23 protein-coding genes, 1 pseudogene and 1 riboswitch are annotated in these 19,535 nt (G+C 70.0%); of the genes and pseudogenes, 14 read left to right on the forward strand and 10 right to left on the reverse strand.

The genetic code is table 11. The features are described from left to right. Positions 1-318: 318 nt before the first annotated feature. The gene (locus ETD85_RS64785) at positions 319-474 is read left to right on the forward strand and encodes a hypothetical protein (protein WP_338087176.1); all 156 of its coding nucleotides are present in this window, start codon (positions 319-321) and stop codon (positions 472-474) included. On the opposite strand, the gene ETD85_RS25090 is transcribed toward ETD85_RS64785, so the two are convergent. Further along, positions 461-955: a PadR family transcriptional regulator gene (locus ETD85_RS25090; RefSeq protein ID WP_138692231.1), complete on the reverse strand. Its 495-nt coding sequence runs from the start codon at positions 953-955 to the stop codon at positions 461-463. The two genes, ETD85_RS64785 and ETD85_RS25090, sit on opposite strands and share 14 nt — an antisense overlap. Before the next feature lie 56 nt (positions 956-1,011). Between ETD85_RS25090 and ETD85_RS25095 the strand changes: the two genes are divergently transcribed. The 4 genes from ETD85_RS25095 to ETD85_RS25110 all read left to right on the forward strand — a co-directional run bounded on the left by ETD85_RS25095 (position 1,012) and on the right by ETD85_RS25110 (position 4,911). Further along, complete coding sequence (locus ETD85_RS25095) at positions 1,012-2,466, forward strand: MDR family MFS transporter (protein ID WP_240779405.1); 1,455 nt, start codon at positions 1,012-1,014, stop codon at positions 2,464-2,466. A gap of 48 nt (positions 2,467-2,514) precedes the next feature. Further along, on the forward strand, positions 2,515-2,715 hold the full coding sequence (locus ETD85_RS25100) for a DUF5302 domain-containing protein (RefSeq protein ID WP_138692232.1): 201 nt from the start codon (positions 2,515-2,517) through the stop codon (positions 2,713-2,715). A gap of 165 nt (positions 2,716-2,880) precedes the next feature. Then, a riboswitch (cyclic di-AMP (ydaO/yuaA leader) is annotated at positions 2,881-3,016 on the forward strand. Positions 3,017-3,203: 187 nt separating this feature from the next. Then, positions 3,204-3,962, forward strand: coding sequence for a hypothetical protein (locus tag ETD85_RS67315; protein WP_338087175.1), 759 nt, complete (start codon positions 3,204-3,206; stop codon positions 3,960-3,962). A gap of 103 nt (positions 3,963-4,065) precedes the next feature. Continuing rightward, positions 4,066-4,911, forward strand: a complete 846-nt coding sequence (locus ETD85_RS25110) for an alpha/beta fold hydrolase (RefSeq protein ID WP_138692233.1) — start codon at positions 4,066-4,068, stop codon at positions 4,909-4,911. A 61-nt stretch (positions 4,912-4,972) separates the two neighbouring features. Here ETD85_RS25110 and ETD85_RS25115 read toward each other — a convergent pair whose 3' ends face one another. From ETD85_RS25115 to ETD85_RS25135, 5 genes are all read right to left on the reverse strand, one after another. Further along, positions 4,973-5,344 (reverse strand): hypothetical protein, encoded by a 372-nt coding sequence (locus ETD85_RS25115; RefSeq protein ID WP_138692234.1) that lies wholly within the window; start codon positions 5,342-5,344, stop codon positions 4,973-4,975. Between the two features lie 27 nt (positions 5,345-5,371). Further along, the gene (locus tag ETD85_RS25120) at positions 5,372-5,743 is read right to left on the reverse strand and encodes a roadblock/LC7 domain-containing protein (RefSeq protein ID WP_138692235.1); all 372 of its coding nucleotides are present in this window, start codon (positions 5,741-5,743) and stop codon (positions 5,372-5,374) included. 32 nt (positions 5,744-5,775) lie between these two features. Next, the gene (locus ETD85_RS25125) at positions 5,776-6,633 is read right to left on the reverse strand and encodes a hypothetical protein (protein ID WP_138692236.1); all 858 of its coding nucleotides are present in this window, start codon (positions 6,631-6,633) and stop codon (positions 5,776-5,778) included. A 3-nt stretch (positions 6,634-6,636) separates the two neighbouring features. Beyond that, positions 6,637-7,011, reverse strand: a complete 375-nt coding sequence (locus ETD85_RS25130) for a roadblock/LC7 domain-containing protein (RefSeq protein WP_138692237.1) — start codon at positions 7,009-7,011, stop codon at positions 6,637-6,639. Between the two features lie 137 nt (positions 7,012-7,148). Beyond that, positions 7,149-7,499 (reverse strand): winged helix-turn-helix transcriptional regulator, encoded by a 351-nt coding sequence (locus ETD85_RS25135; protein ID WP_240779406.1) that lies wholly within the window; start codon positions 7,497-7,499, stop codon positions 7,149-7,151. 54 nt (positions 7,500-7,553) lie between these two features. Between ETD85_RS25135 and ETD85_RS25140 the strand changes: the two genes are divergently transcribed. Further along, positions 7,554-8,156 carry an NAD(P)-dependent oxidoreductase gene (locus ETD85_RS25140; protein ID WP_138692239.1) on the forward strand — a complete coding sequence of 201 codons (603 nt, stop codon included), beginning with the start codon at positions 7,554-7,556 and terminating at the stop codon, positions 8,154-8,156. On the opposite strand, the gene ETD85_RS25145 is transcribed toward ETD85_RS25140, so the two are convergent. Further along, complete coding sequence (locus ETD85_RS25145; RefSeq protein WP_138692240.1) at positions 8,150-9,406, reverse strand: DUF4032 domain-containing protein; 1,257 nt, start codon at positions 9,404-9,406, stop codon at positions 8,150-8,152. The two genes, ETD85_RS25140 and ETD85_RS25145, sit on opposite strands and share 7 nt — an antisense overlap. Positions 9,407-9,428: 22 nt before the next feature. On the opposite strand from ETD85_RS25145, the gene ETD85_RS25150 reads away from it, so the two are divergent. Continuing rightward, positions 9,429-10,997, forward strand: a complete 1,569-nt coding sequence (locus ETD85_RS25150) for a DUF885 domain-containing protein (protein ID WP_138692241.1) — start codon at positions 9,429-9,431, stop codon at positions 10,995-10,997. On the opposite strand, the gene ETD85_RS25155 is transcribed toward ETD85_RS25150, so the two are convergent. Further along, positions 10,994-11,629 carry a class II aldolase/adducin family protein gene (locus ETD85_RS25155; RefSeq protein ID WP_138692242.1) on the reverse strand — a complete coding sequence of 212 codons (636 nt, stop codon included), beginning with the start codon at positions 11,627-11,629 and terminating at the stop codon, positions 10,994-10,996. The two genes, ETD85_RS25150 and ETD85_RS25155, sit on opposite strands and share 4 nt — an antisense overlap. Before the next feature lie 37 nt (positions 11,630-11,666). Further along, positions 11,667-12,251, reverse strand: a complete 585-nt coding sequence (locus tag ETD85_RS25160) for a TetR/AcrR family transcriptional regulator (protein ID WP_138692243.1) — start codon at positions 12,249-12,251, stop codon at positions 11,667-11,669. A gap of 54 nt (positions 12,252-12,305) precedes the next feature. On the opposite strand from ETD85_RS25160, the gene ETD85_RS25165 reads away from it, so the two are divergent. The 5 genes and pseudogenes from ETD85_RS25165 (at position 12,306) to ETD85_RS25180 (ending at position 15,786) form a co-directional block, all read left to right on the forward strand. Then, positions 12,306-13,220, forward strand: coding sequence for a carbohydrate kinase family protein (locus ETD85_RS25165; protein ID WP_138692244.1), 915 nt, complete (start codon positions 12,306-12,308; stop codon positions 13,218-13,220). A gap of 12 nt (positions 13,221-13,232) precedes the next feature. Next, positions 13,233-14,447 carry an aminotransferase class III-fold pyridoxal phosphate-dependent enzyme gene (locus ETD85_RS25170; RefSeq protein ID WP_138692245.1) on the forward strand — a complete coding sequence of 405 codons (1,215 nt, stop codon included), beginning with the start codon at positions 13,233-13,235 and terminating at the stop codon, positions 14,445-14,447. 63 nt (positions 14,448-14,510) lie between these two features. After that, positions 14,511-14,606, forward strand: a pseudogene (locus ETD85_RS67900) (RNA polymerase subunit sigma-24); the annotation flags it as partial. 59 nt (positions 14,607-14,665) lie between these two features. Beyond that, positions 14,666-14,878, forward strand: a complete 213-nt coding sequence (locus ETD85_RS67555) for an RNA polymerase sigma factor (protein ID WP_379507973.1) — start codon at positions 14,666-14,668, stop codon at positions 14,876-14,878. Beyond that, on the forward strand, positions 14,875-15,786 hold the full coding sequence (locus ETD85_RS25180; RefSeq protein WP_138692246.1) for a hypothetical protein: 912 nt from the start codon (positions 14,875-14,877) through the stop codon (positions 15,784-15,786). Before ETD85_RS67555 ends, ETD85_RS25180 begins: the two co-directional genes overlap by 4 nt. A gap of 2 nt (positions 15,787-15,788) precedes the next feature. Here the strand turns inward: ETD85_RS25180 and ETD85_RS25185 are convergent, their stop codons facing one another. Continuing rightward, entirely contained in the window at positions 15,789-17,021 is a 1,233-nt protein-coding gene (locus tag ETD85_RS25185) for an alkyl sulfatase dimerization domain-containing protein (RefSeq protein WP_170246827.1), read from the reverse strand. A gap of 148 nt (positions 17,022-17,169) precedes the next feature. Here ETD85_RS25185 and ngcE point away from each other — a divergent pair, with 148 nt between their 5' ends. Both ngcE and ETD85_RS25195 read left to right on the forward strand, forming a co-directional pair. After that, positions 17,170-18,615, forward strand: a complete 1,446-nt coding sequence (gene ngcE, locus ETD85_RS25190) for an N-acetylglucosamine/diacetylchitobiose ABC transporter substrate-binding protein (protein WP_138692248.1) — start codon at positions 17,170-17,172, stop codon at positions 18,613-18,615. 4 nt (positions 18,616-18,619) lie between these two features. Continuing rightward, positions 18,620-19,534, forward strand: coding sequence for a carbohydrate ABC transporter permease (locus tag ETD85_RS25195; RefSeq protein ID WP_138692249.1), 915 nt, complete (start codon positions 18,620-18,622; stop codon positions 19,532-19,534). The last annotated feature ends 1 nt before the right edge of the window (position 19,535 follow it).

Below are 19,535 nucleotides of genomic sequence, written 5' to 3' on the forward strand. Positions count from 1 at the left end.
CCGGGGGTTTGACCGTCATGCCGGGTTTCATTTCCGGGGCCATTCCAACGCAACACCAGGAACGGAACGGTTCCCCTTTACCTCCGGCCCGCGACCGGCGGCGTATCTTGGCTGTCGGCGCCGTCAGACCTTCGGAGGTTCGGCCCGTGCTCGACTACGACCTCGAGGCCGGCCGCTACGACGAGACCCGCGGCGGGCCCGAGCGTGCCGAGGCGGCCGCCGACGCCGTGCGCGGCCTGGTGCCCGGCGGCACGCTGCTCGACGTGGCCTGCGGCACCGGGCTGGTGACCAGGGGAGCTGGCCCGGCGCGGGCTGCACCTGCTCGACGACGCCCGCCCGGTGATCGCGGAGGCCGCCCGCGTGCTGCGGCCCGGCGGGGTGTTCGTGACGACCGTGGACAAGCGGGCCGCGCACGGGCCGGGTGGCCGCGCCGCGCCCGGCAGGGGCGGCGGCGCGACGGTCAGTCGCGTTTGAGGTCGGCGAGGGTCTCGTCGGCCCATTCGATGCCGCTGCGGACCTGCCGCAGGCCCAGCGCCCGCGCGTATTTGCCGAACCCGGGCTCGGTCAGGCACTCCAGCACCGCCAGCCGGGCCTGGTAGCCGTCCCTGATCCGCTCCACCGCCGCGATCGCGTCGTCCTTGCCGAGCAGCGGGAGCAGGAACGCCTGGAGCGCCACCTCGTTGCGCACGGTCGCCACGGGCGGGTGCTCCACCAGCCACGTGTGCAGCTCCTGAGCGCCCGCCGGCGTGATCGTGTAGAGCTTGCGCCCCCGCGGGCCCTCCGACTCCGCCGAGACGAGCCCGTCGGCGGCCATCTTCACCAGCTCCGGGTAGATCTGCGTGTGCCCGGCCTGCCAGACGTGATTGAGCGAGTGCTCGAACTTCTTGGCCAGGTCATAGCCGCTCGCCGGGCCCACACCCGACAGCAGCCCGAGCAACGCGATCCGCAGGGACATGCCCGCGAGTATATCGAAGACTTGACATGTCGAGACTTACATATCAATCTTCACATGTGACTAATGACATGAAGCCGCGAGGCAACGGACTCGTGCTCCTCGCCGTGCTCGGCGGGATGTTCCTGGCGATGCTCGACCAGACGATCGTCGGCACGGCGCTGCCGCGCATCACGGCCGAGCTGGGCGGCACCACCCTTTACACCTGGGTGGTGACGGCCTATCTGCTCACCTCCACGGTGACCGTGCCGCTCTACGGCAGGCTGTCCGACCAGCACGGCCGCAAGCCGTTGCTGCTCATCGGGATGATCGTGTTCGTGGGCGGCTCGGCGCTGTGCGGGGTCGCGCAGGACATGGTGCAGCTCATCGCCTTCCGCGCGATCCAGGGGCTCGGCGCGGGCGCGCTGCTGCCGCTGTCGATCGCGCTGGTGATGGAGATGTTCCCGCCCGGCTCGAACGGCGCCCGCGTCCAGGGGGCGCTCGGCGGCGTGATGGGGTTGACGTACCTGGCGGGGCCGTTCCTCGGCGGCCTGTTCACCGACCACGCGAGCTGGCGCTGGGCCTTCTACGTGAACGTGCCGCTCGGCCTGGCCCTGATCGCCATCGTCGTGCTGCGCCTGCCGAATCGGCCGGGCGTGGGCGGCGGCGGCCGGCCCGACTACGCGGGCATCGCGGTGTTCACCGTGGCCATCAGCGCGCTGCTGCTGGGACTGACGGAGAAGGGGCTCGACGGCCACACCTGGACCGACGTGACCGTGGCCGGGCCGATCGCGCTCGCGGCGGCGTTGCTGGTGGTGTTCGTGCTGGTCGAGAGGCGTGCGGCCAGCCCGATCATGCCCATGCACCTGTTCGGCAACCGCACGTACACCCTGGTGAGCCTGACCTCGTTCAGCACGGCCTTCTGCATGTACGCCGGAGTCGTCTTCCTGCCGCGCTACTTCCAGGAGGCCCTGGGGGTCAGCGCCACCGAGTCCGGGCTGCGGATCTACCCGATGACGCTGGCGATGGTGGCCGGCAGCGTCCTCATGGGCGCGCTCATGTCCAGGACCAAGCTCTACAAGCCGTGGCTCGTCGTCGCGCCGTTCCTGCTCGCCGCCGGCGCCCTGCTCTGCGCCAACCTGACCCTCGGCACCTCCGGTGTGGTGCTCGCGGGCTGGATGCTGCTGCTGGGGCTCGGGATGGGGCCGATGCTGTCCGGGCTGACGGTGGCCGCGCAGCAGTCGGTCGAGCCCCAGTACATCGGCACCGCCTCGGCGAACCTCACCTTCTTCCGGCAGATCGGCGGCTCGGTCGCGCTGGCGATCGGCGGCACCCTCTACACCTCGACGGTCACGGCCGAGGCGCCCGTGCACGGCCTGGCCGCCGCGCACGCCTCGGCGGCCGCCGCGGTCATCCCGGCGCTCGGGGTCGTGGGGGCCTTGATCGCCCTGGTGGCGCTGGTGGCGATGCCGGGCAGGAGGCTGGAGGTCCCCGCCACGCCGCAGAGCAAGGTCGAGGCCGGTTTCGCGTCATAAGCAGCCTCGTGCGAAGCTGTGATTGTCCCCAAGACCACGGAGGTCCTCATGGCTGAAACACCCGAGCCGGAAATCGACGAAACTCCCGAGGACGAGATGAAGCGAAAGTTCCGGGAGGCGCTGGAGCGCAAGCGCAGCCAGCATGCCGGTGCGGACGCTGGTGGCAGGGGCGTCGACCCATCGAAGATCCACGGGGCGCACGGTCCGGCTGCGAGTAAAAGATCGTTCAGGCGCAAGAGCGGCGGCTGAGGCTGGAATTAGCAGGGGGTACGGCATGCCGTACCCCCTTTCTCTTTACCTGGGTAGGTAGATCTTCGCCCGATTCATGACGATTCGTTTGCGTTTGTCCGGAATTCGTGGTTACAGTGTTGAACCGTTACCAGCCGGTGGCGTGGACCTTACCCAGGAGGGACCAGCCGGCTGGCGCCGAATCCCGATTCATCGGGAACCGGGGACCCATCGCAATTGGGGTGAATCCGACCGTGTGTCGGTAGGGCATCTCCACGCCCGAACCCGTCAGCTAACCCGGTAGGCGAGATGGAGAGGACACCTTTCATCGCCATGCAAGACCGCGTCGTACCCCCAGACAGAGTAGTGCCGGTCGCCCGCTGAGCGGCCCGCTTTCCCCCGGCTCTTTCCGCGCTCTCGCGTAGCGATTCGCCAGGCGTCCTGCTCTGCTGCGCCTTTTCCTAGCGAGCGCATTCCCCCTGTCTCCTCGCGAAGGACTTCACTTCTTCATGTCTCGATCTGGCCTGCGTGCCCTCATTCTGCTCACTGCCTCCGCCGTCGGCGCGTTGACCATCGCCGGCACCGCGGCCCACGCCGACTCCGACACGGACGAGAAGGTCATGCTCAAGGGCTCGACCACGGCGTCCTACTTCTGGGACGACTCCTCCGGCCGCGCCGGCGACACCGGGCTGCCCGCCAGTGGCAAGCCCATGCAGAAGGGTCTGGCCGCCAGCCCGAGCTGGCCGCTGATGACCGAGGGATACGTGGTCTACAAGGGCAAGAAGATGCCCTTCTTCGTCGGTGACCGCGGCCCCGGCGAGCCCTCCAGCCGCGGCGTCATGCTGGACCTCGACGCCAAGACCTTCGCCGCGCTGACCGGCGGGCGGTTCAACTCCAGCACGCTCGGCGTGGACGGCGTCGGCGGCCAGGGCCACATCGAGGTCGACTACGTCATCACCAAGTGGGGCAGCGGCGTGGGCAAGAAGAACTACCCCGTCGCCTTCTCCACCGGCGCCTGGTCCGAGCGCGACAACAACCCGGCCGAGCCCCCGCAGCCCGAGGAGTCCTCCCAGGGCGGCAAGTCCGTACCGGCCGCGGACGAGAACGCGGACGGCAGGCTCGTCCAGGAGGGCAACGGCACCGAGACCGAGGGGTCCGGCAACACCGTGGGCACCACCATCCTGGCCGGCGCCCTGGCGGCGGCGGGCGGCGGCGCGGTGCTCGGCGGCGAGCGCATCCGCGCCCTCGTCCGGAGCCGCCTGCACTGAGCGGCGCCACCCTCGGGAGCCACCTCGGGAGCCGCGCCGCACCTGGCGGCGGCGCGCCGGGCGAACCTTTACTGAGCGGCAACAGAATGTCATTCTGGTGCGCGTGACCACCCGCGTAGCCGCAAACGGCATCGAAATCGCCTACGAGAGCTTCGGCTCGCCGGATGGGCGGCCCCTGCTGCTCATCATGGGGCTCGGCGCCCAGCTCATCCACTGGGACGAGGGGTTCTGCGAGCTCCTGGCCGAGCAGGGACACCACGTCGTCCGGTTCGACAACCGCGACGTCGGCCTGTCCACGCACTTCCACGACGCCGGCGTCCCCGCGATGGGGACGTCCTCGGCGTACCTGCTGGACGACCTGGCCGACGACACCGCCGGGCTCATGGACGCCCTCGGCTGGCCCGCCGCCCACGTGGTGGGCGCGTCGATGGGCGGGATGATCGCCCAGACGCTGGCCATCCGGCATCCGGCACGCGTGCTGACCCTGACCTCGATCATGTCCACCCCGAGCCCGGCGGCGGCACCGCCGACCGAGGCCGCGACCGCCGTGCTCATGGCCAGGCCGCCCGCCGACCGCGCGGCCGTGCTCGCGCAGGCGGTGCAGACCTGGTCCGTCATCGGCTCGCCCGGCTACGAGCTGGACCATGAGCGGATCACGGCGCTGGCCGGGCTGGCCTACGACCGGTGCTTCGACCCGGCGGGGACCGCCAGGCAACTCGCCGCCATCATGGCCTCGGGCGACCGTACGGCGTTGCTGGCCGGCGTGACCGTGCCCACGCTCGTGCTGCACGGGGAGGCCGATCAGCTCGTCCCGATCGCGGGCGGGCAGGCCACGGCGGCGGCCGTTCCCGGCGCCCGGCTGGTCTCCTATCCGGGCATGGGGCACGACCTGCCGCGCCCGCTCTGGCCCGACTTCGTGGCCGAGATCACCAAGCTCACCTCTGCCTGACGCCGCCCCCGCGGCCGTGGCCGCCCCGATCGCGCTGCGCCGGGGTGGCCACGGTGTCGCGTCAGACCTCCAGCTTCTCCTCGATGCTGCGGAGCTGGTGCCTGGCCAGCGCCAAATTCGCGCGCCCGCGATCGAGCGCCAGGTAGAGGAACAGCCCCTTGCCGCCGCGACCGGTGATCGGCCGGATGATGTGGTACTGACCGCTGAGCGTGATCAGGATGTCCTCGATGTTGTCCTTGAGACCCAGGGAGTCCATCGTGCGGAGCTTGGCCTTGACCACCTCCGTGTTGCCCGCGGCGGCGATCTGGAGGTCCAGGTCCTTGGAGCCGCCGAGCGCGCCCAGAGCCATGCCGCTGCCGTGATCGACGATCGCGGCCCCGATCGAGCCGTCGATCGTCATCATCTCCTTGAGGGATACGTCCATGCCCGCCATGTCTCCTGCCTTTCTGTCAGGGATGGGTCAGTGCTTGCGTGCTGCGACGGCGGCCACTCCGGCAGCCGTCTTCCTGCCCTCCAGCCGCAGCAGCCCGACGTTCGTGCCGGGCCCGGCCAGGACTGTGAGGACGATGGTGGGACCGGCGGCGTAGAAGGCCACGAAACCGGCGGTGCCGGAGATGAGCGTCTCCTCCATCGCGCCCTGCCCGGTCATGATCAGCATCCGCCGGCTCATCGCGAGCAGCGCCGCCGACAGGGCCGCGGCCTGCTCACCGCCGTCCTGCATGTCGCAGGCCACCTGGAGGCCGTCGACGGTGCAGGCGACGCTCCCGGTCACGTCCGGTGTGCGCTCGCGCAGGAGCGTCATCTCCTCCAGAACCTCTTGCCGCAGCTCCACCGGTGGCCTCCTCCTCCTGAGCGAGAGGAACCTCACGACAGCTCCTCAAGGGCCTTCTTCAGCCGCATCAGCAGCGCCAGATCGGACGGATCACCCGTCGTGACCGGGCCGAGCCCCGGCCCCGACGCGCCGGGATCGTGCGGCGGGCGCGCGTACACCTGCCGCTCCCGCCTCGGCAGCTCCTCTCCGGTCTGGGCGCTGTGTTGCCCCGGTGCGGCTGCCTTCCTGGCCGGTACGGCGGGGTCCGGGTCCGGCGGGGCGAGCAGCCCGGCCGCCGCCAGCCGCCGGACCGCCAGCAGGACCGAGTACGCCGAGCGGCCGATCTGCTTGGCCAGCTCCAGCGGCGTGGCCTTGTGATCGGCCCGGACGATGACCTCCCACTGGATCCGGCTCAGCGTCACCCCGTGGCCGGGCAGCCGCGGCACCGGGCGCACCGGCAGGGTGTCCACCTCGGCGGACGGCCAGGTCTGGGCCAGCTGCGTGCGCCGCCGCGCGCACTCCCGCACCAGCCCGGGCACGTCGAAGAACCAGTGCCCGCCCAGCCAGTGCTGCTCGCCCGGACGGAACTTGGGCCGCGTCCCGCTCATCGGCAGCAGGAAGAAGGCCGCGTCCAGGACCACGCCGAGCACCGCGTACTGGAGCTCGCCGAGCGTGATGGGCCCGTCGGCGAGCAGCCGCTCGCAGCCGCCGTCGGACTGCAGCCCGCGCAGCGCCGCCTCGGTCACCAGCCCCCGCGCCGCGAGCAGGCGTTCGACACTCGGGGTCTGGGCGCACTCCATGTACGTCACACGCCCCTCGGACAGGAAGATCGTGCCGTTCCTGCCGAGGCGGAGCGCGCCCGTGGACTGCTCGCGGGCGAGCCCGGCCAGGAGTGTGTCGAGCCTGGTCATGGGTCACGTCGTCAGGCGGCTGGAGATGGACTGGAGGCGGTGCCGAGCCAGGGCGATGTTAGATCGTTCCAGGTCCAGGCGTACGTAGATGACCAGCGGCCCTTCGAAGACCGTCTCCAGCGGCCTGAGCAGGTGGTGACCCTTGTCCGTGGTGACGAGCATGTCGTCGATGCGCACCACGTCGCCGGGGCACGAGCGGGCCAGGCTGTCGGTGGTGGCGCGCAGCGCCTCCGTCAGAGCCGCCGCCGACCGGTCGGCGTCCACGCCGGAGGAGCTGCTGAAGGCCACCGCCATGCCGCTGGTGTGATCCACCAGCATCGCGTCGAGCGCGCCTGGTATGGACATGACCTCGGCCAAGCAGGTGTCGATTCCGAGCACGTGTCCTCCCTCGCCGTACTGGGACGCAGCCAGCGTAGGGGGGAGGGAATAGTGCGAATTTGATGGATTGCTCGGCCGTTAAGCTTTTATACGGCTACGACGGAGAAAACCACCACTGCTGCGGATAAATGTTTGATTCATGAAGCTTTTTCGCGGCAGCGGAGGATTTCGCTGACATTCTCCTCGGCCCATCGGGCCACCACCGAGACCGGGCCGTGCAACGACCGGCCGAGCTCCGTCAGCGCGTACTCCACCCGCGGCGGCACCTCGGCGAACACCTCCCGCGTCACCAGCCCGTCGTGCTCCATGGCGCGCAGCGTCTGCGTCAGCACCTTGGGCGTGACCCCGCCGATCCGGGTCCGCAGCTGGGTGAAGCGCAGCGGCCCGCCGTCGAGGCTCAGCAGCACCAGCACCGACCACTTGTCCCCGATCCGATCCAGGACCAGCCTGGTCGGACAGTTCGGGTCGAAGGCATCACCAGTATCCACAAGGTACTTATAGCACGATGAAGTAACCAGTATCATTTGGATACTGTGGAGCCCATGAAGATCCTCGTCTTTGGCGCGACCGGCATGATCGGGCAGCGCATTGTCACAGAGCTGACCACCCGCGGGCACGAGGTGACCGGGGTCAGCCGCTCGGGTCCCGTCAAGGGAGACGTCCACGACTCCGCCACGCTGGCCAAGGGATACGACGCCGTCGTCTCCGCCATCGCGCCGCCGCGCGACGGCACCGAGCCCGAGGCGCCCTTCGTGGCCGCCAACCGCGCGCTCATCGACGGCGTGCGCGCCGCCGGGGTGCGCAGGCTGATCGTCGTGGGTGGCGCGGGCAGCCTCCAGGTCGCGCCCGGCCTCGACCTGGTCGACACGCCCGACTTCCCGGACGCCTACAAGAAGGAGTCCCTGGCGGCGCGGGCCGCCCTCGGTCTCTACCGGGAGGTCCAGGACCTCGACTGGACGTTCGTCTCGCCGGCCGCCGAGATCGCGCCGGGCGAGCGTACCGGCGTCTACCGGATCGGCGGCGACACGCTGCTGACCGACGACGAGGGCCGCAGCTTCATCTCCGCCGAGGACTACGCGGTGGCGATCGCCGACGAGGTGGAGCTGGCGGCCCACCCGCGCCGGCGCATCACCGTCGCCTACTGAACGGCCTCGTCTGCGGCCTCGTCTGCGGCCTCGTCTGCGGCCTCGTCCGGGGCCTCGTCGGGCAGCAGCGCCTTCTCGTCGGGCTTGTGGACCAGCACGTTGTCCACGTACGACTTCACGGCCTCGGCCAGGCCCACGTCGGAGCCCGCCTCCTCCGACAGGTACCAGCGGTGGTCGAGGATCTCGTGGAAGAGCTGCGCGGGCTCCAGCTTCCCGCGCAGCTCGGCGGGGATGGCCTCGACCGTGGGCTGGAACACCTCGGCCAGCCAGCGGTGCGCCACGATGGCCTCGTCCTCGTGGCGCAGCCCCTTGGCCACCCGGTAGCCGTCGAGGTCGTTCAGCAGCCGCCGCGCCTGGTTCTCCTCCACGTCGAGCCCGGTCAGCCTGAGCAGGCGCCGCTGGTGGTGCCCGGAGTCCACGACCTTGGGCCGGACGATCAGGCGCCCGGTGCCGACCTTGCGCCGCACCATCATCTCGGCCACGTCGAAGCCGAGCAGGTTGAGCCGCCTGATCCGCTGCTCCACCCGGTGCCAGTCCACCTCTTCGATGATCTCGCTCTGGGTGATCTCGTCCCACAGGCGGTGGTAGCGGGTGACGATGTCCTCGGCGGTGTCCATGGGGTCGATCGACGGGTGCAGCAGCCCGCCGGCCTCCAGGTCGAGCATCTCGCCGAAGATGTTCGTGTGCGCGATGTCGATGTCGCCGAGCCGCTGGCCCTCGCTGATCATCGGATGCATCTCGCCGGTCTCGGCGTCCACCAGGTAGGCCGCGAACGCCCCCGCGTCCCTGCGGAAGAGCGTGTTGGACAGCGAGCAGTCGCCCCAGTAGAAGCCGTTGAGGTGCAGCCGCACCAGCAGCACGGCCAGCGCGTCCAGCAGGCGGGTGAGCGTGTCGGGCCGCAGCGTGCCCGACATGACCGCGCGGTAGGGGAGCGAGAACTGCAGGTGCCTGGTGATCAGCGCCGCGTCCAGGCCCTCCTCGCGGCCGGTGACGTACGCGACGGGCTCCACCGAGGGCGCGTCGAGCCGGGCGAGGTCCCACAGCAACTGGTATTCGCGCTTGGCGAAGCGCTCGCTGATCTCCTTGATCGCGTACACCTTGCCGGACAGCCGGGCGAACCTCACCACGTGCCGGGAAATGCCGCGCGGCAGATCGACCAAGTGATACTGCGGCCAGTCTTGAAGCGGGACCTCCCACGGGAGGCGGATCAGGTCAGGGTCGCCTAGCGCGCCGGTGATCTGCAGGGGCATTTGCACAGGATAAGGTGCATCGGTGGACGAGTTTCTCAAGTGGTACTTTTCAGACCGTCCGGTCGTCGCCAGCTCCCTGGGGGCCGACGGTTACGATCACACTCTCGGTGACTTCACCGCCTCCGCCTGGACCGCCCGCGAGCGGGCCGAGGAACGCTGGCTCGAACGGCTGTCGGCTACCGAGGCCGCGTCGGTGGACGACGCGATCGACAGGGATCTCGTCCTCTCCCAGCTGAGAGGCTCGATCGCGCTGGCATCCTGGCCCGAGTGGCGCCGTGACCCGGTCGTCTACCTCTCCGCGATCTTCGTCTCGATGTACACGCCGTTCCAGCGGCGGCTCAAGCCGGAGCCCGAGCTGGTGGCCTCCGCCGTCTCCCGGCTGGCCGAGGTGCCCGGCGTGCTGGCCGCCTGCCGGGCGAACCTGGACCCGGAGCTGGCCGCGCCGCTGCTGGTCACGCGCGGGCTCGGTCAGGCGCGCACCGGCCGCAACTTCCTCACCCGCACGATCCCGTCCATGATCGAGGACCCCGGGCTGCGCGCGAAGGTGGCCGAGGCCGCCGAGCCCGCCGCGCGGGCCTTCGACGAGCTCGTCGCCTTCCTGGAGGGTTTCCAGTGCGGCGGCACCTGGCGGATGGGGGAGCGGCTCTACTCCACGCTGCTGCGCGAGCGCGAGCTGCTCGGGTACGGCGCCGCCGAGCTGCACGAGAAGGGCAAGGCCGCCTGGGCGGAGCTGGACGGGCGCATGCGCGAGGTGGCGCGCCGGATCAACGGCTCCGGGGACTGGCGGGCGGCCATGGAGTCCCTCATGGACGACCACCCGCCGACCCTGGCCGACATGCGGTCCGAGTACGAGGCGGAGACCCAGCGGGCCCGCGCGTTCGTGCGGGAGCGGGACCTGGTCACCTTCGCGGAGGGCGAGGAGTGCCAGGTGCTCCCGTCGGCCGAGTACACCCGCCCGATACTGTCCGTGGCCCACTACCTCGCGCCGCCGCCGCTGACCAGCTCGCGGACCGGCATCTTCTTCGTCCCGTACACGCCTGACGACTTCACCCCCGAGCAGGTGCGCCAGCGGCTGCGGACGAACTCGCGGGCCCAGATGCCCTCGATCGCCGTCCACGAGGCCTACCCCGGCCATCACTGGCACCTGTCGTACATGGCGGGCAGCACCAGCACCCCCAGGAAGGTCTTCAGGACCCCGTACTTCACCGAGGGCTGGGCCCTGTACGTCGAGAAGCTGCTGCACGAGCAGGGCTACTTCGACACCCCGGCCACCGAGCTGGCGCACCTGGACTGCCGGATCTTCCGCGCCGCCAGGATGGTCGTGGACACCGCGCTGCACTGCGAGGACATGTCCGTCGAGGAGGCCGAGACGTTCATGGCCACGAAGGCGTCGCTCTCGCCCGGCACGGCCCAGGGCGAGGTGAACCGCTACTGCGCCTGGCCCACCCAGGCGCCCTCCTACCTCACGGGCGCGATCGAGATCGACCGCATCCGCGAGTCCTTCCAGGGCTCGCTCAAGGAGTTCCACGACCGGATCGCCGGCTCCGGCGGCCTGCCGCTGGGGCTGGCCGAGCAGGCGGCGCTCGGCTAACCCTTCCTGGGGAAGGCGGGCGGGTTGAGCGCCCGTTCGACGACGGCCGCGAGCTGGTCGTCCGTCAGGATGGCCGGCTTGCCGACGCCGAGCGCCCTGACGTACACCTCGCACAGCCACTCCAGCAGGCGGGTCGCCTCGAACGCCTGCTCCAGCGTCGCCCCGATGGTCACCCCGCCGTGGTTGGCCATCAGGGCGGCCTGCTTGCCCTCCATCGCGGCGCGGACGTTGGCGGCCAGCTCGGGGGTCCCGTACGTGGCGTACTCGGCCACCTTGACCACCCCGCCGAGCAGCAGCGCGTTGTAGTGCACCGGAGGCAGCTCGGTCATCGTCGTGGCCACCACCGTCCCGAACACCGAGTGCGTGTGCACGATCGCCGTGGTGCCGGTGGCCTCGTACACGGCCAGGTGCATGGGGGTCTCGCTGGACGGCTGCAGGTCGCCTTCCACCAGGTGGCCCGACGTGTCGACGATCGGGCACATCTCCGGCGTCAGCCGGTCGAGCGCGACCCCGGAGGGCGTGACCGCGACCTGGTCGCCCTGGCGCACGCTCAGGTTGCCCGACGTGCCGATGACCAGGCCGAGCTCGATCGCGCGCCGCCCGTACTCGCACAATTGCTCACGCAGGCTCATGTGCTGGGAATGTAGTCGGTCGTCCGAAATGCGGCAATCACAGGCGGTCGAGGGCCTGGAGCATGAGGCGTTCGAGGTCCACCCGGGTGAGGCGGCCCGGATAGAGGAGCAGGTGCAGGCTGAGGCCGTCGACCAGGGCCAGCAGGTACTCGGTGAGGTCGTCCAGGTTGTCGTCCGTACGCAGCTCGCCGGCCGCGCGGGCCTGCCCGAGCAGGTCGCGTACGGCGGCGCGCAGCTCGCCCGCCTCGGTCCGCTGCACCTCGGCCAGCCGCTCGGAGGCCAGGCTCCGGCTCCAGAAGCTGACCTCCAGCCGGGTCTCCTGAGTACGCTCGGCGTCCAGCGGCAGGTTGTCCAGCAGCAGCTCGCGCAGGGCCGCGAGCCCGGACACGCCCTCGACCTTGCCGCTCAGTCTGGCGCGGATGCGCTGGTGCGACTGGCGCAGCGCGGACAGCAGGATCTCGTCCTTGTCGGCGAAGTAGTGGGCGAGCACGCCGTTGGAGTAGCCGGCCTCCTTGGCGATGGCCCGGGTGGTGGCGGCGTCGATGCCGTCCCTGACGATCACCCGGCGGGCCGCTGACAGGACCTCGCGCCTGCGCTCGTCGTGATCGACGATCTTGGGCATCCGCTGCCTCCCCTTGGCATTGACTTTTTATTCGGACGTCTGTCTATTTAGACTATGACCGTCGTCACCGTCGGCGTCCACATCGTCGACATTCTCGCCAGGCCCGTCGAGCACATCCCCGAGGGCCAGGACACCGTGCTGGTCGACCAGATCCGACTCACCGCCGCGGGCGCCGCCGCGGGCACGGCGGTGGACCTGGTCAAGCTGGGCCACGACGTGGTCACCATGGGCGCGGTCGGCGACGACGAGCTGGGCGACTTCCTGCTCGCCGTGCTGGCCAAGCGTGGGGTGGACGTCTCGCGCCTCGTACGCAGGACGGGGGAGCAGACCGCCGCCTCGATCCTGCCCATCAGGCCCGACGGCGGGCGCCCCAGCTTCCACGTGCCGGGGGCGAACCTCGGGGTGACCTTCGCCGACCTCGACGTCGACGTGCTGCGCGGCGCGCGGGCGATCCACCTGGGCGGCATGGACGTCACGTTCGGGCTCGGCGACCCGGCCTTCTTCGAGCTGCTGGACTCGGTGCGGTCGGCGGGGACGATCGTCACGATGGACCTGCTGTCGGAGATGCCCGACCTGCTGGGCATGGCCCGCGCGTTCCTGCCGCACGTGGACTACGTCCTGCCGAACGAGTCCCAGGCCCGGCTCATGACCGGCGCGCCGGACGCCGAGGAGGCCGCCGCCGCGCTGCTGGCGGACGGGCCGCGCGGCGTGCTCGTCACCCTCGGCGAGTCGGGCAGCCTCGTCGTGACGGCCGGCGGGAGCGAGCGGGTGCCCGCGCTGAAGACGGACGTCTCCGACACCACCGGATGCGGTGACGCGTACTGCGCCGGGTTCCTCACCGGCCTGCTCCACGGCCAGGACGTGCCGGCCGCCGCCAGGTGGGGCACGGCCGCCGCCGCCCGGGTCGCCACCGGGCTCGGCTCCGACGCCGGCCTCACCGACCTCGAATCCACCCTCGCCCTCCTCTAAGGACCCTCTCCGATGACCGACGCAGATCTCCGCCGACGGGCCTTGAAGGTCGTCCCCGGCGGCATGTACGGGCACCTCAACGCCGCGCTCTTCGCCCCCGGCTTCCCCCAGTTCTTCGAGCGCGGCGAGGGCTGCCGGCAGTGGGACGTGGACGGCCGCGAGTACATCGACTTCATGTGCAGCTGGGGCCCCGTCGTGCTCGGGCACCGGCACCCGGGCGTGGAGGCGGCCGCCGCCCGGCAGGCCGCGCTCGGCGACTGCCTCAACGGCCCGGGGCCGATCATGGTGGAGCTGGCCGAGCTGCTCGTGGACACCGTGCCGAGCGCGGACTGGGCGATGTTCTCCAAGAACGGCACCGACGCCACCACGCAGGCGCTCATGGTCGCCAGGGCCGCGACCGGGCGGACCAAGGTGCTGATGGCGCACGGGGCCTACCACGGGGCGGACCCGTGGTGCACGCCCTCGCTCTCCGGCACGACGCCGAACGAGCGGGCCGACCTGGTGGAGTTCGCCTACAACTCCCTGGAGTCCCTGGAGGCCGCGGCGGCGACCGTGGAGGGGGACGTGGCGGCGATCATCGTGACCCCGTTCAAGCACGACTCGTTCGAGGACCAGGAGCTCGTGGAGCCGGCCTTCGCCCGCGGCGCCCGCGCCCTGGCCGACCGGCTCGGGGCGGCGCTGGTGATCGACGACGTGCGCGCCGGCTTCCGCGTCGACCTGCGGGGCTCGTGGGAGCCGTACGGGGTGCGCCCCGACCTGACGGCCTGGTCCAAGGCCATGGCGAACGGCTACCCGATCGCGGCGGTGACCGGCACGGACGCGTTGCGCGGCCCCGCGCAGACGCTCTACTCGACGGGGTCGTTCTGGTTCTCGGCGGTGGCCATGGCCGCGGCCAAGGCGACCATCGAGATCCTGCGCGACACCGACGGCATCGGGGCCATGGAGCGCGCGGGCACCCAGCTGCGCGAGGGCCTGTACGAGCAGGCGAAGTCGCACGGGTTCGTGGTGAACCAGACCGGGCCCGTGACGATCCCGTGGCTCAGCTTCGACGGCGACGCGGACCTGTCCACGGCCATGTACTGGAGCGACGCCTGCCTGCGGCACGGGGTGTACCTGCACCCCTGGCACAACTGGTTCATGTCGGCCGCGCACACCGAGGCCGACGTGGCCAGGGCACTGGAGGGCACGGACCAGGCGTTCGCCGAAACGCGCGCTCATTTCGCCTGACCTGTAATGCATCTGGCGTTCCGGACATGTGGAGGTTGTTGCTGCCCCACATAAGGAGACCGGATGGGAGTCGATCCAGCGAGCCGGTTCGAGGAGATCTACCGCTCCTCGTACGGCCCGCTCCTCGGATACGCGTTACGCCGGTGCCCCGATCCCGATGACGCGGCCGACGTCGTGGCCGAGACCTTCACCGTCGCCTGGCGGCGGATCGCGGGCGCGTGTTCCGGCGCCTGCCGGACGACGACGGGGAGCTGCTCTCCCTGGTCGCCTGGGAGCGGCTGGACCCCGGCCAGATCGCCAGAACGCTCGGCATATCCCGTAACGCGGTAAGAGTCAGGCTTTATCGCGCCCGCAAGCGCTTCGCCCGTGGCCTGGCCGAGGCCGGGATCGAGCGCGCGCAGGCCGTCGCGATCGAAGGGAGCGCGCTGTGAACATCGCCGATCTCGCCCGCGTACGGGACGAGGACCTGGCCGGGGACCCGGTGGGACAGCCGTCCGGCGCGGGGGCGCGGGCGCTGATGGAGTCGATCATGGCGGAGGAGCCCCCGCCCGCGCGCCGGCCCGCCGGGCTGACGCTGCGGCGCGGCCTCGGGCTCGGCGCGCTGGCGGCGGGACTCGCCGCGGCCCTCATCGTCGCCGTGCCCATCGTCGGCCCCGTCACCGAGTACGCCAACGCGGCCGTCTCCGTGAAGAGCGGCGCGGACTTCATCGACGTCGTCATCAATGACCCCGAGGCCGAGGCGGAGGCGTTCACGGAGGCGTTCCGTGCGGTGGGGCTCGACGCCGAGGTGAAGAAGGTCCCGGTGGACCCGCACCACGCGGGCGAGCTGATCGGTCCCGCCACGCCGGGGGAGTTCCCGCCGGGAGCGGGCGTGACGATCTCCTACTCCGGCGACTGCGCCTCCGCCTGGTGCGGCAAGATCACCATGCCGGTCCGCTACACCGGCAAGATCATCTTCGGCATCGGCCGGCCCGCGGAGCCCGGGGAGAGATACGCCAGGTCCGTGCAGCTGATCCCCATGCCCCCGCCCGGGACCCCCGACGCGTTCGAGGGCAACCAGGGCTACGACGGCTATCACCGGCCGGTCTCCGAAGTCCGCGCGGAGATGGAACGGCGCGGCATGCGGATCTCCTATGTCCTGGCGTGGTTCCAGCCGGACGGCAGCGGCAACGGCTATCGCGTCGACGCTGCCCGGATCAAGGACGACTGGCTGATCGAGTCGGGGCGCCAGGTGGCCTCCGACGCCGTCGAGCTGACCGTCGCCGCCCCCGCGGAGGTCCCCGCGGACTCGGTCCCCCGGGCCGAGCTCCCGCTCCCGCGCGGATGGTGGGAGGACTGACGTCATGAGCGTCGCCTGGACTCCGATGCGGCCCAGGTGAAAATGCCCTTCGCCATGAGCGACTGCTCGCTGGCCGCCCTGGCGGAAAAGACTTCCGCGCGTACGCGGTGCACCCCCGCGTCGCCGGGAGCCGCCAGGGCGGCCATTTCCGCCAGATGCCCGGCCAGCCGTTCGTCGCCGCCGGAAAGCGCCTTGAGCGCGGCGTCCGCGAGGGCCGTGGCGCCGCCCGCCAATTCGGCGACCGAGCGCGCGAGAACCGCTTCGGGAGCGGGTTTCAGATGGGCCGGATTGCCGTCGTACCAGCCGCCGTAGAGCCGCCACAGATTGCGTACGACGAATTCCGGCTCGTCGTATCGGGCCCGCAGGTAAGGGCGGTCGGAAAGGCTTTCCGGCGGTTTTACCGCATGCATGATCTCGTCGAGCCGCGCGCCCGCGTTGAGCAGGTCGAGCGTCTGCGTGATGAGCGATTCCAGCCATTGTGCGGTTTCCAGCAGCGCGGTGCGGATGCGGTCGCGGCCGAAGACGGGCGCGCCGTGGCTGGGCAGCATGATCTCGGCGTCCACGGCGGCCATCCGGTGCAGCGCGTGCACCCATTCCCTGGGATAGCGCTGCACTTTCTGCGGGTTGCCGCAATTGGGGGTCACCCAGATGAACAGGTCGCCGGGGAGCAGCAGTTTGTGCTCGGGCACGTAGCCGATGGTCGCGTCGTCGGTCTCGCCCTTGGCGTGCGAGAGGTCGAGCGTCAGCCCGCCCCGCCGTACGGTCAGGTCGTCGGTGTAGGTGACGTCGGGGTGCCGGTAGGACGTGGGCCAGCGGAGGTTCGGGGCCTGGAACTGGCGCTGGTTGATCACCGCGTTATAGCCATTTGTCAGCAGATAGCGCTCAAACCGGTCGATCACCGCTTTATGGGCATAAACCGTGGCGCGTTGCCCCTCCTCCTCGAAGGGCCCCAGCCCGGACACGTGGTCGATGTGCCCGTGCGAATAGACGGCGGTCGTCAGCGGCGCCCGGCTCCAGCGGCGGACGTCCTCATGCAACTGTGCCGCCGAGAACGGACTGCTGGTGTCGAACAGCAGCAATTCGCCCTCGGTCTCGAAGGCGATCACGTTTCCGAACCCTGACCACCAGCCCAGCCCGTCCGTTATGGTCTGGACGCCCTTGCCCTCCATGCCCGCGTCCACGATGCTGTCGTCTGATTCACCGCGCCACACGCGGTCGGCGTACTCGACAATCATGTGCCCCACTGTGCTTCTAGAACGCGATTCTAGGCAAGGGATCACGCAAAGGTCACGTCTCGATTGCGCCCCCTTGACGCGTGTCGGGGGCCGTTCGTACGTTGCGGGCAAACGTTTAGGAAACTTTCCTAATTTACGGGAGCCCCCCATGACCCACCCGGGCGAGATCACTCGGCGGCAGCTGCTGCGCCGGATAGGCCTGACCGCGTTCGTCGCCGGCCCCGGCGCGGGCCTGCTGAGCGCCTGCGCGACCGCGGGGACCGGCGGCGAGCCCTCGGCCGCGCCCTCGACCTCGATCGCGGCCTCCACCAGCCCCCAGAACCCGTTCGGCGTCGATGCGAAGAAGCCGCTCGAGGTGGTCATCTTCAGCGGCGGATACAGCGACGCGTACGCCAAGGACCTGCACGAGGAGCTCTACAAGAAGGCGTTCCCCGGCGTCACGGTCAAGCACACCGCCACGCAGCAGATCGGCACCCAGCTTCGCCCGCGCTTCGTCGGCGGGGACGTCCCCGACGTGCTCAACAACTCGGGCCCCGAGTCGATGGACCTGGCCGCGCTGGCCGCCGAGGGGCACCTGGCCGACCTGAGCGTGCTGTTCGACGCGCCATCCGTCGACGACCCCGCCAAGAAGGTGCGCGACACCGTCACGCCGGCCGTGCTCGACAACGCCCTGATCAACGGCAAGGACCTGGTGCTCAACTACACCGTGTCCCACCGCGCGCTCTGGTACAACGCCAAGCTGTTCGAGTCCAAGCAGTGGGCGGTGCCGACGACGTGGGCCGAGTTCACGGCGCTGGGGGAGACGGCCAAGAAGGAGGGCATCCTGCTCTTCGCGTACCCGGGGCAGAAGGGGCCGTACTACCAGCTCTGGAACGTCCTCTACACGGCCGCGAAGATCGGTGGCAACCAGGTCATCATCGACCTCGACAACCTGGTCGACAACGCCTGGAACGCCGAGCCGGTGAAGCAGGCGGTCGCCGCTTGGGCGGACATCCAGGCGAAATATGGCGATAAAGCGTACTTCGGTCTCGACCACACCCAGACCCAGGTCAAGCAGCTCCAGAACAAGCTGCTGTTCTACCCCGTCGGCTCCTGGGTCGAGAACGAGATGGCCAAGGACAAGCCGATGGACTTCGAATACGCCATCGCCCCCATTCCCGACGTCACCGGCTCCGACAAGATGCCGTACGGCGCCATCCAGGTGGGCGTCGGAGAGAATTTCGTCGTCGCCGCCAAGGGCAAGAACCCGCAGGGCGGGCTCGAATACCTGCGCATCATGCTGTCGAAGGAAGGCGCGCGCGGATTCACCGAGAAGACCCAGAACCTCACCGTCGTGAACGGCGCGGCCGAGGGCCTGGACCTGCCCGCCGGGCTGATGAGCGCGGCCCGCGCCCAGGACAAGGCCGGCCAGAACATCATCACCGACGCGCGTTTCGAGGGCTGGTACAAAGAGCTGTTCGACTACGGCACCGAGCAGATCAACGTGGTCATGGCCGGGCGCATCACCCCGGAGAAGTTCTGCGCCAACATGCAGAAGAAGGCCGACGGCATCAAGAAGGACGACTCCGTCGCCAAGCAGACGCGGAACCAGTAAGCACATGGAGCGGTTGCGCAAGTACGGGTTCGTCGCCGGTTTTCTCATCGTCCCGCTCACGCTCTATTCGGTCTTTGTCATCAGCCCCTATGTCCAGGCGTTCCAGCTCTCTTTGACGAGCTGGAACGGATACAGCTCGATCGTGCGCTACGTGGGGCTGGACAACTTCGGCCGGCTGTTCGAGGACGAGGTGTTCTGGCAGGCACTGCGCAACCACGGGATCCTCCTGCTCGTGCTGCCGCTCGCGACGATCGCCATCGCGTTGTTCCTGTCCTTCCTGCTGAACCTGGGCGGCGGCACGCGCGGCGCGGGCATGCGGGGCGTCTGGGGGTCGAAGTTCTACCGCGTGGTGTTCTTCTTCCCCCAGGTGCTCGCCGTGGCCGTGGTCGGGGTGCTCTTCCAGGCCGTCTACCGTCCGGACGCCGAGGGCGTCATCAACGGGGTGCTCGCCAGGTTCGGCGTCGATCCCGTCGGCTGGCTCATCGAGCCGGACCTGGCTCTGTGGTCCGTCCTGGCCGTGATGATCTGGCAGGGGGTCGGGTTCTACGTGGTGCTGTTCTCCGCGGGCATGGCGGCCATCCCCAAGGACTACTTCGAGGCGGCGGCGCTGGACGGGGCCGGGCGCGTGCGGCTGTTCTTCTCGATCACGCTGCCGCTGCTGCGGGACACCATTCAGGTCGGCTGGATCTATCTGGGCATCGCGGCCTTCGACGGCTTCGCGCTGATCCAGGTACTGGCGGGGGACAAGGGCGAGCCCGACGGGGCCACGACCATCCTGCCCGTCACGATCTACAAGACGGCCTTCTCCTACCAGAAGGTCGGCTACGCGTCCGCGATGGGCGTGGCGCTGTTCTTCCTCACCGTGACGTTCGCGGTGCTGACCTTGCGTACGACCAGGCGTGAGAGGGTTGAGCTCTAGA

The organism is Nonomuraea zeae, from assembly GCF_005889725.1.
Classification (GTDB): domain Bacteria; phylum Actinomycetota; class Actinomycetes; order Streptosporangiales; family Streptosporangiaceae; genus Nonomuraea; species Nonomuraea zeae.

What these genes read in the sequence shown, in the direction of transcription:
- ETD85_RS25090 (WP_138692231.1), bottom strand. Translation starts at nt 955, where the DNA reads ATGTCCCTGCGGATCGCGTTGCTCGGGCTGCTGTCGGGTGTGGGCCCG.
- ETD85_RS25100 (WP_138692232.1), top strand. Translation starts at nt 2,515, where the DNA reads ATGGCTGAAACACCCGAGCCGGAAATCGACGAAACTCCCGAGGACGAG.
- ETD85_RS67315 (WP_338087175.1), top strand. Translation starts at nt 3,204, where the DNA reads ATGTCTCGATCTGGCCTGCGTGCCCTCATTCTGCTCACTGCCTCCGCC.
- ETD85_RS25115 (WP_138692234.1), bottom strand. Translation starts at nt 5,344, where the DNA reads ATGGCGGGCATGGACGTATCCCTCAAGGAGATGATGACGATCGACGGC.
- ETD85_RS25125 (WP_138692236.1), bottom strand. Translation starts at nt 6,633, where the DNA reads ATGACCAGGCTCGACACACTCCTGGCCGGGCTCGCCCGCGAGCAGTCC.
- ETD85_RS25140 (WP_138692239.1), top strand. Translation starts at nt 7,554, where the DNA reads ATGAAGATCCTCGTCTTTGGCGCGACCGGCATGATCGGGCAGCGCATT.
- ETD85_RS25145 (WP_138692240.1), bottom strand. Translation starts at nt 9,406, where the DNA reads ATGCCCCTGCAGATCACCGGCGCGCTAGGCGACCCTGACCTGATCCGC.
- ETD85_RS25155 (WP_138692242.1), bottom strand. Translation starts at nt 11,629, where the DNA reads ATGAGCCTGCGTGAGCAATTGTGCGAGTACGGGCGGCGCGCGATCGAG.
- ETD85_RS25160 (WP_138692243.1), bottom strand. Translation starts at nt 12,251, where the DNA reads ATGCCCAAGATCGTCGATCACGACGAGCGCAGGCGCGAGGTCCTGTCA.
- ETD85_RS25165 (WP_138692244.1), top strand. Translation starts at nt 12,306, where the DNA reads ATGACCGTCGTCACCGTCGGCGTCCACATCGTCGACATTCTCGCCAGG.
- ETD85_RS25170 (WP_138692245.1), top strand. Translation starts at nt 13,233, where the DNA reads ATGACCGACGCAGATCTCCGCCGACGGGCCTTGAAGGTCGTCCCCGGC.
- ETD85_RS25185 (WP_170246827.1), bottom strand. Translation starts at nt 17,021, where the DNA reads ATGATTGTCGAGTACGCCGACCGCGTGTGGCGCGGTGAATCAGACGAC.
- ngcE (WP_138692248.1), top strand. Translation starts at nt 17,170, where the DNA reads ATGACCCACCCGGGCGAGATCACTCGGCGGCAGCTGCTGCGCCGGATA.
- ETD85_RS25195 (WP_138692249.1), top strand. Translation starts at nt 18,620, where the DNA reads ATGGAGCGGTTGCGCAAGTACGGGTTCGTCGCCGGTTTTCTCATCGTC.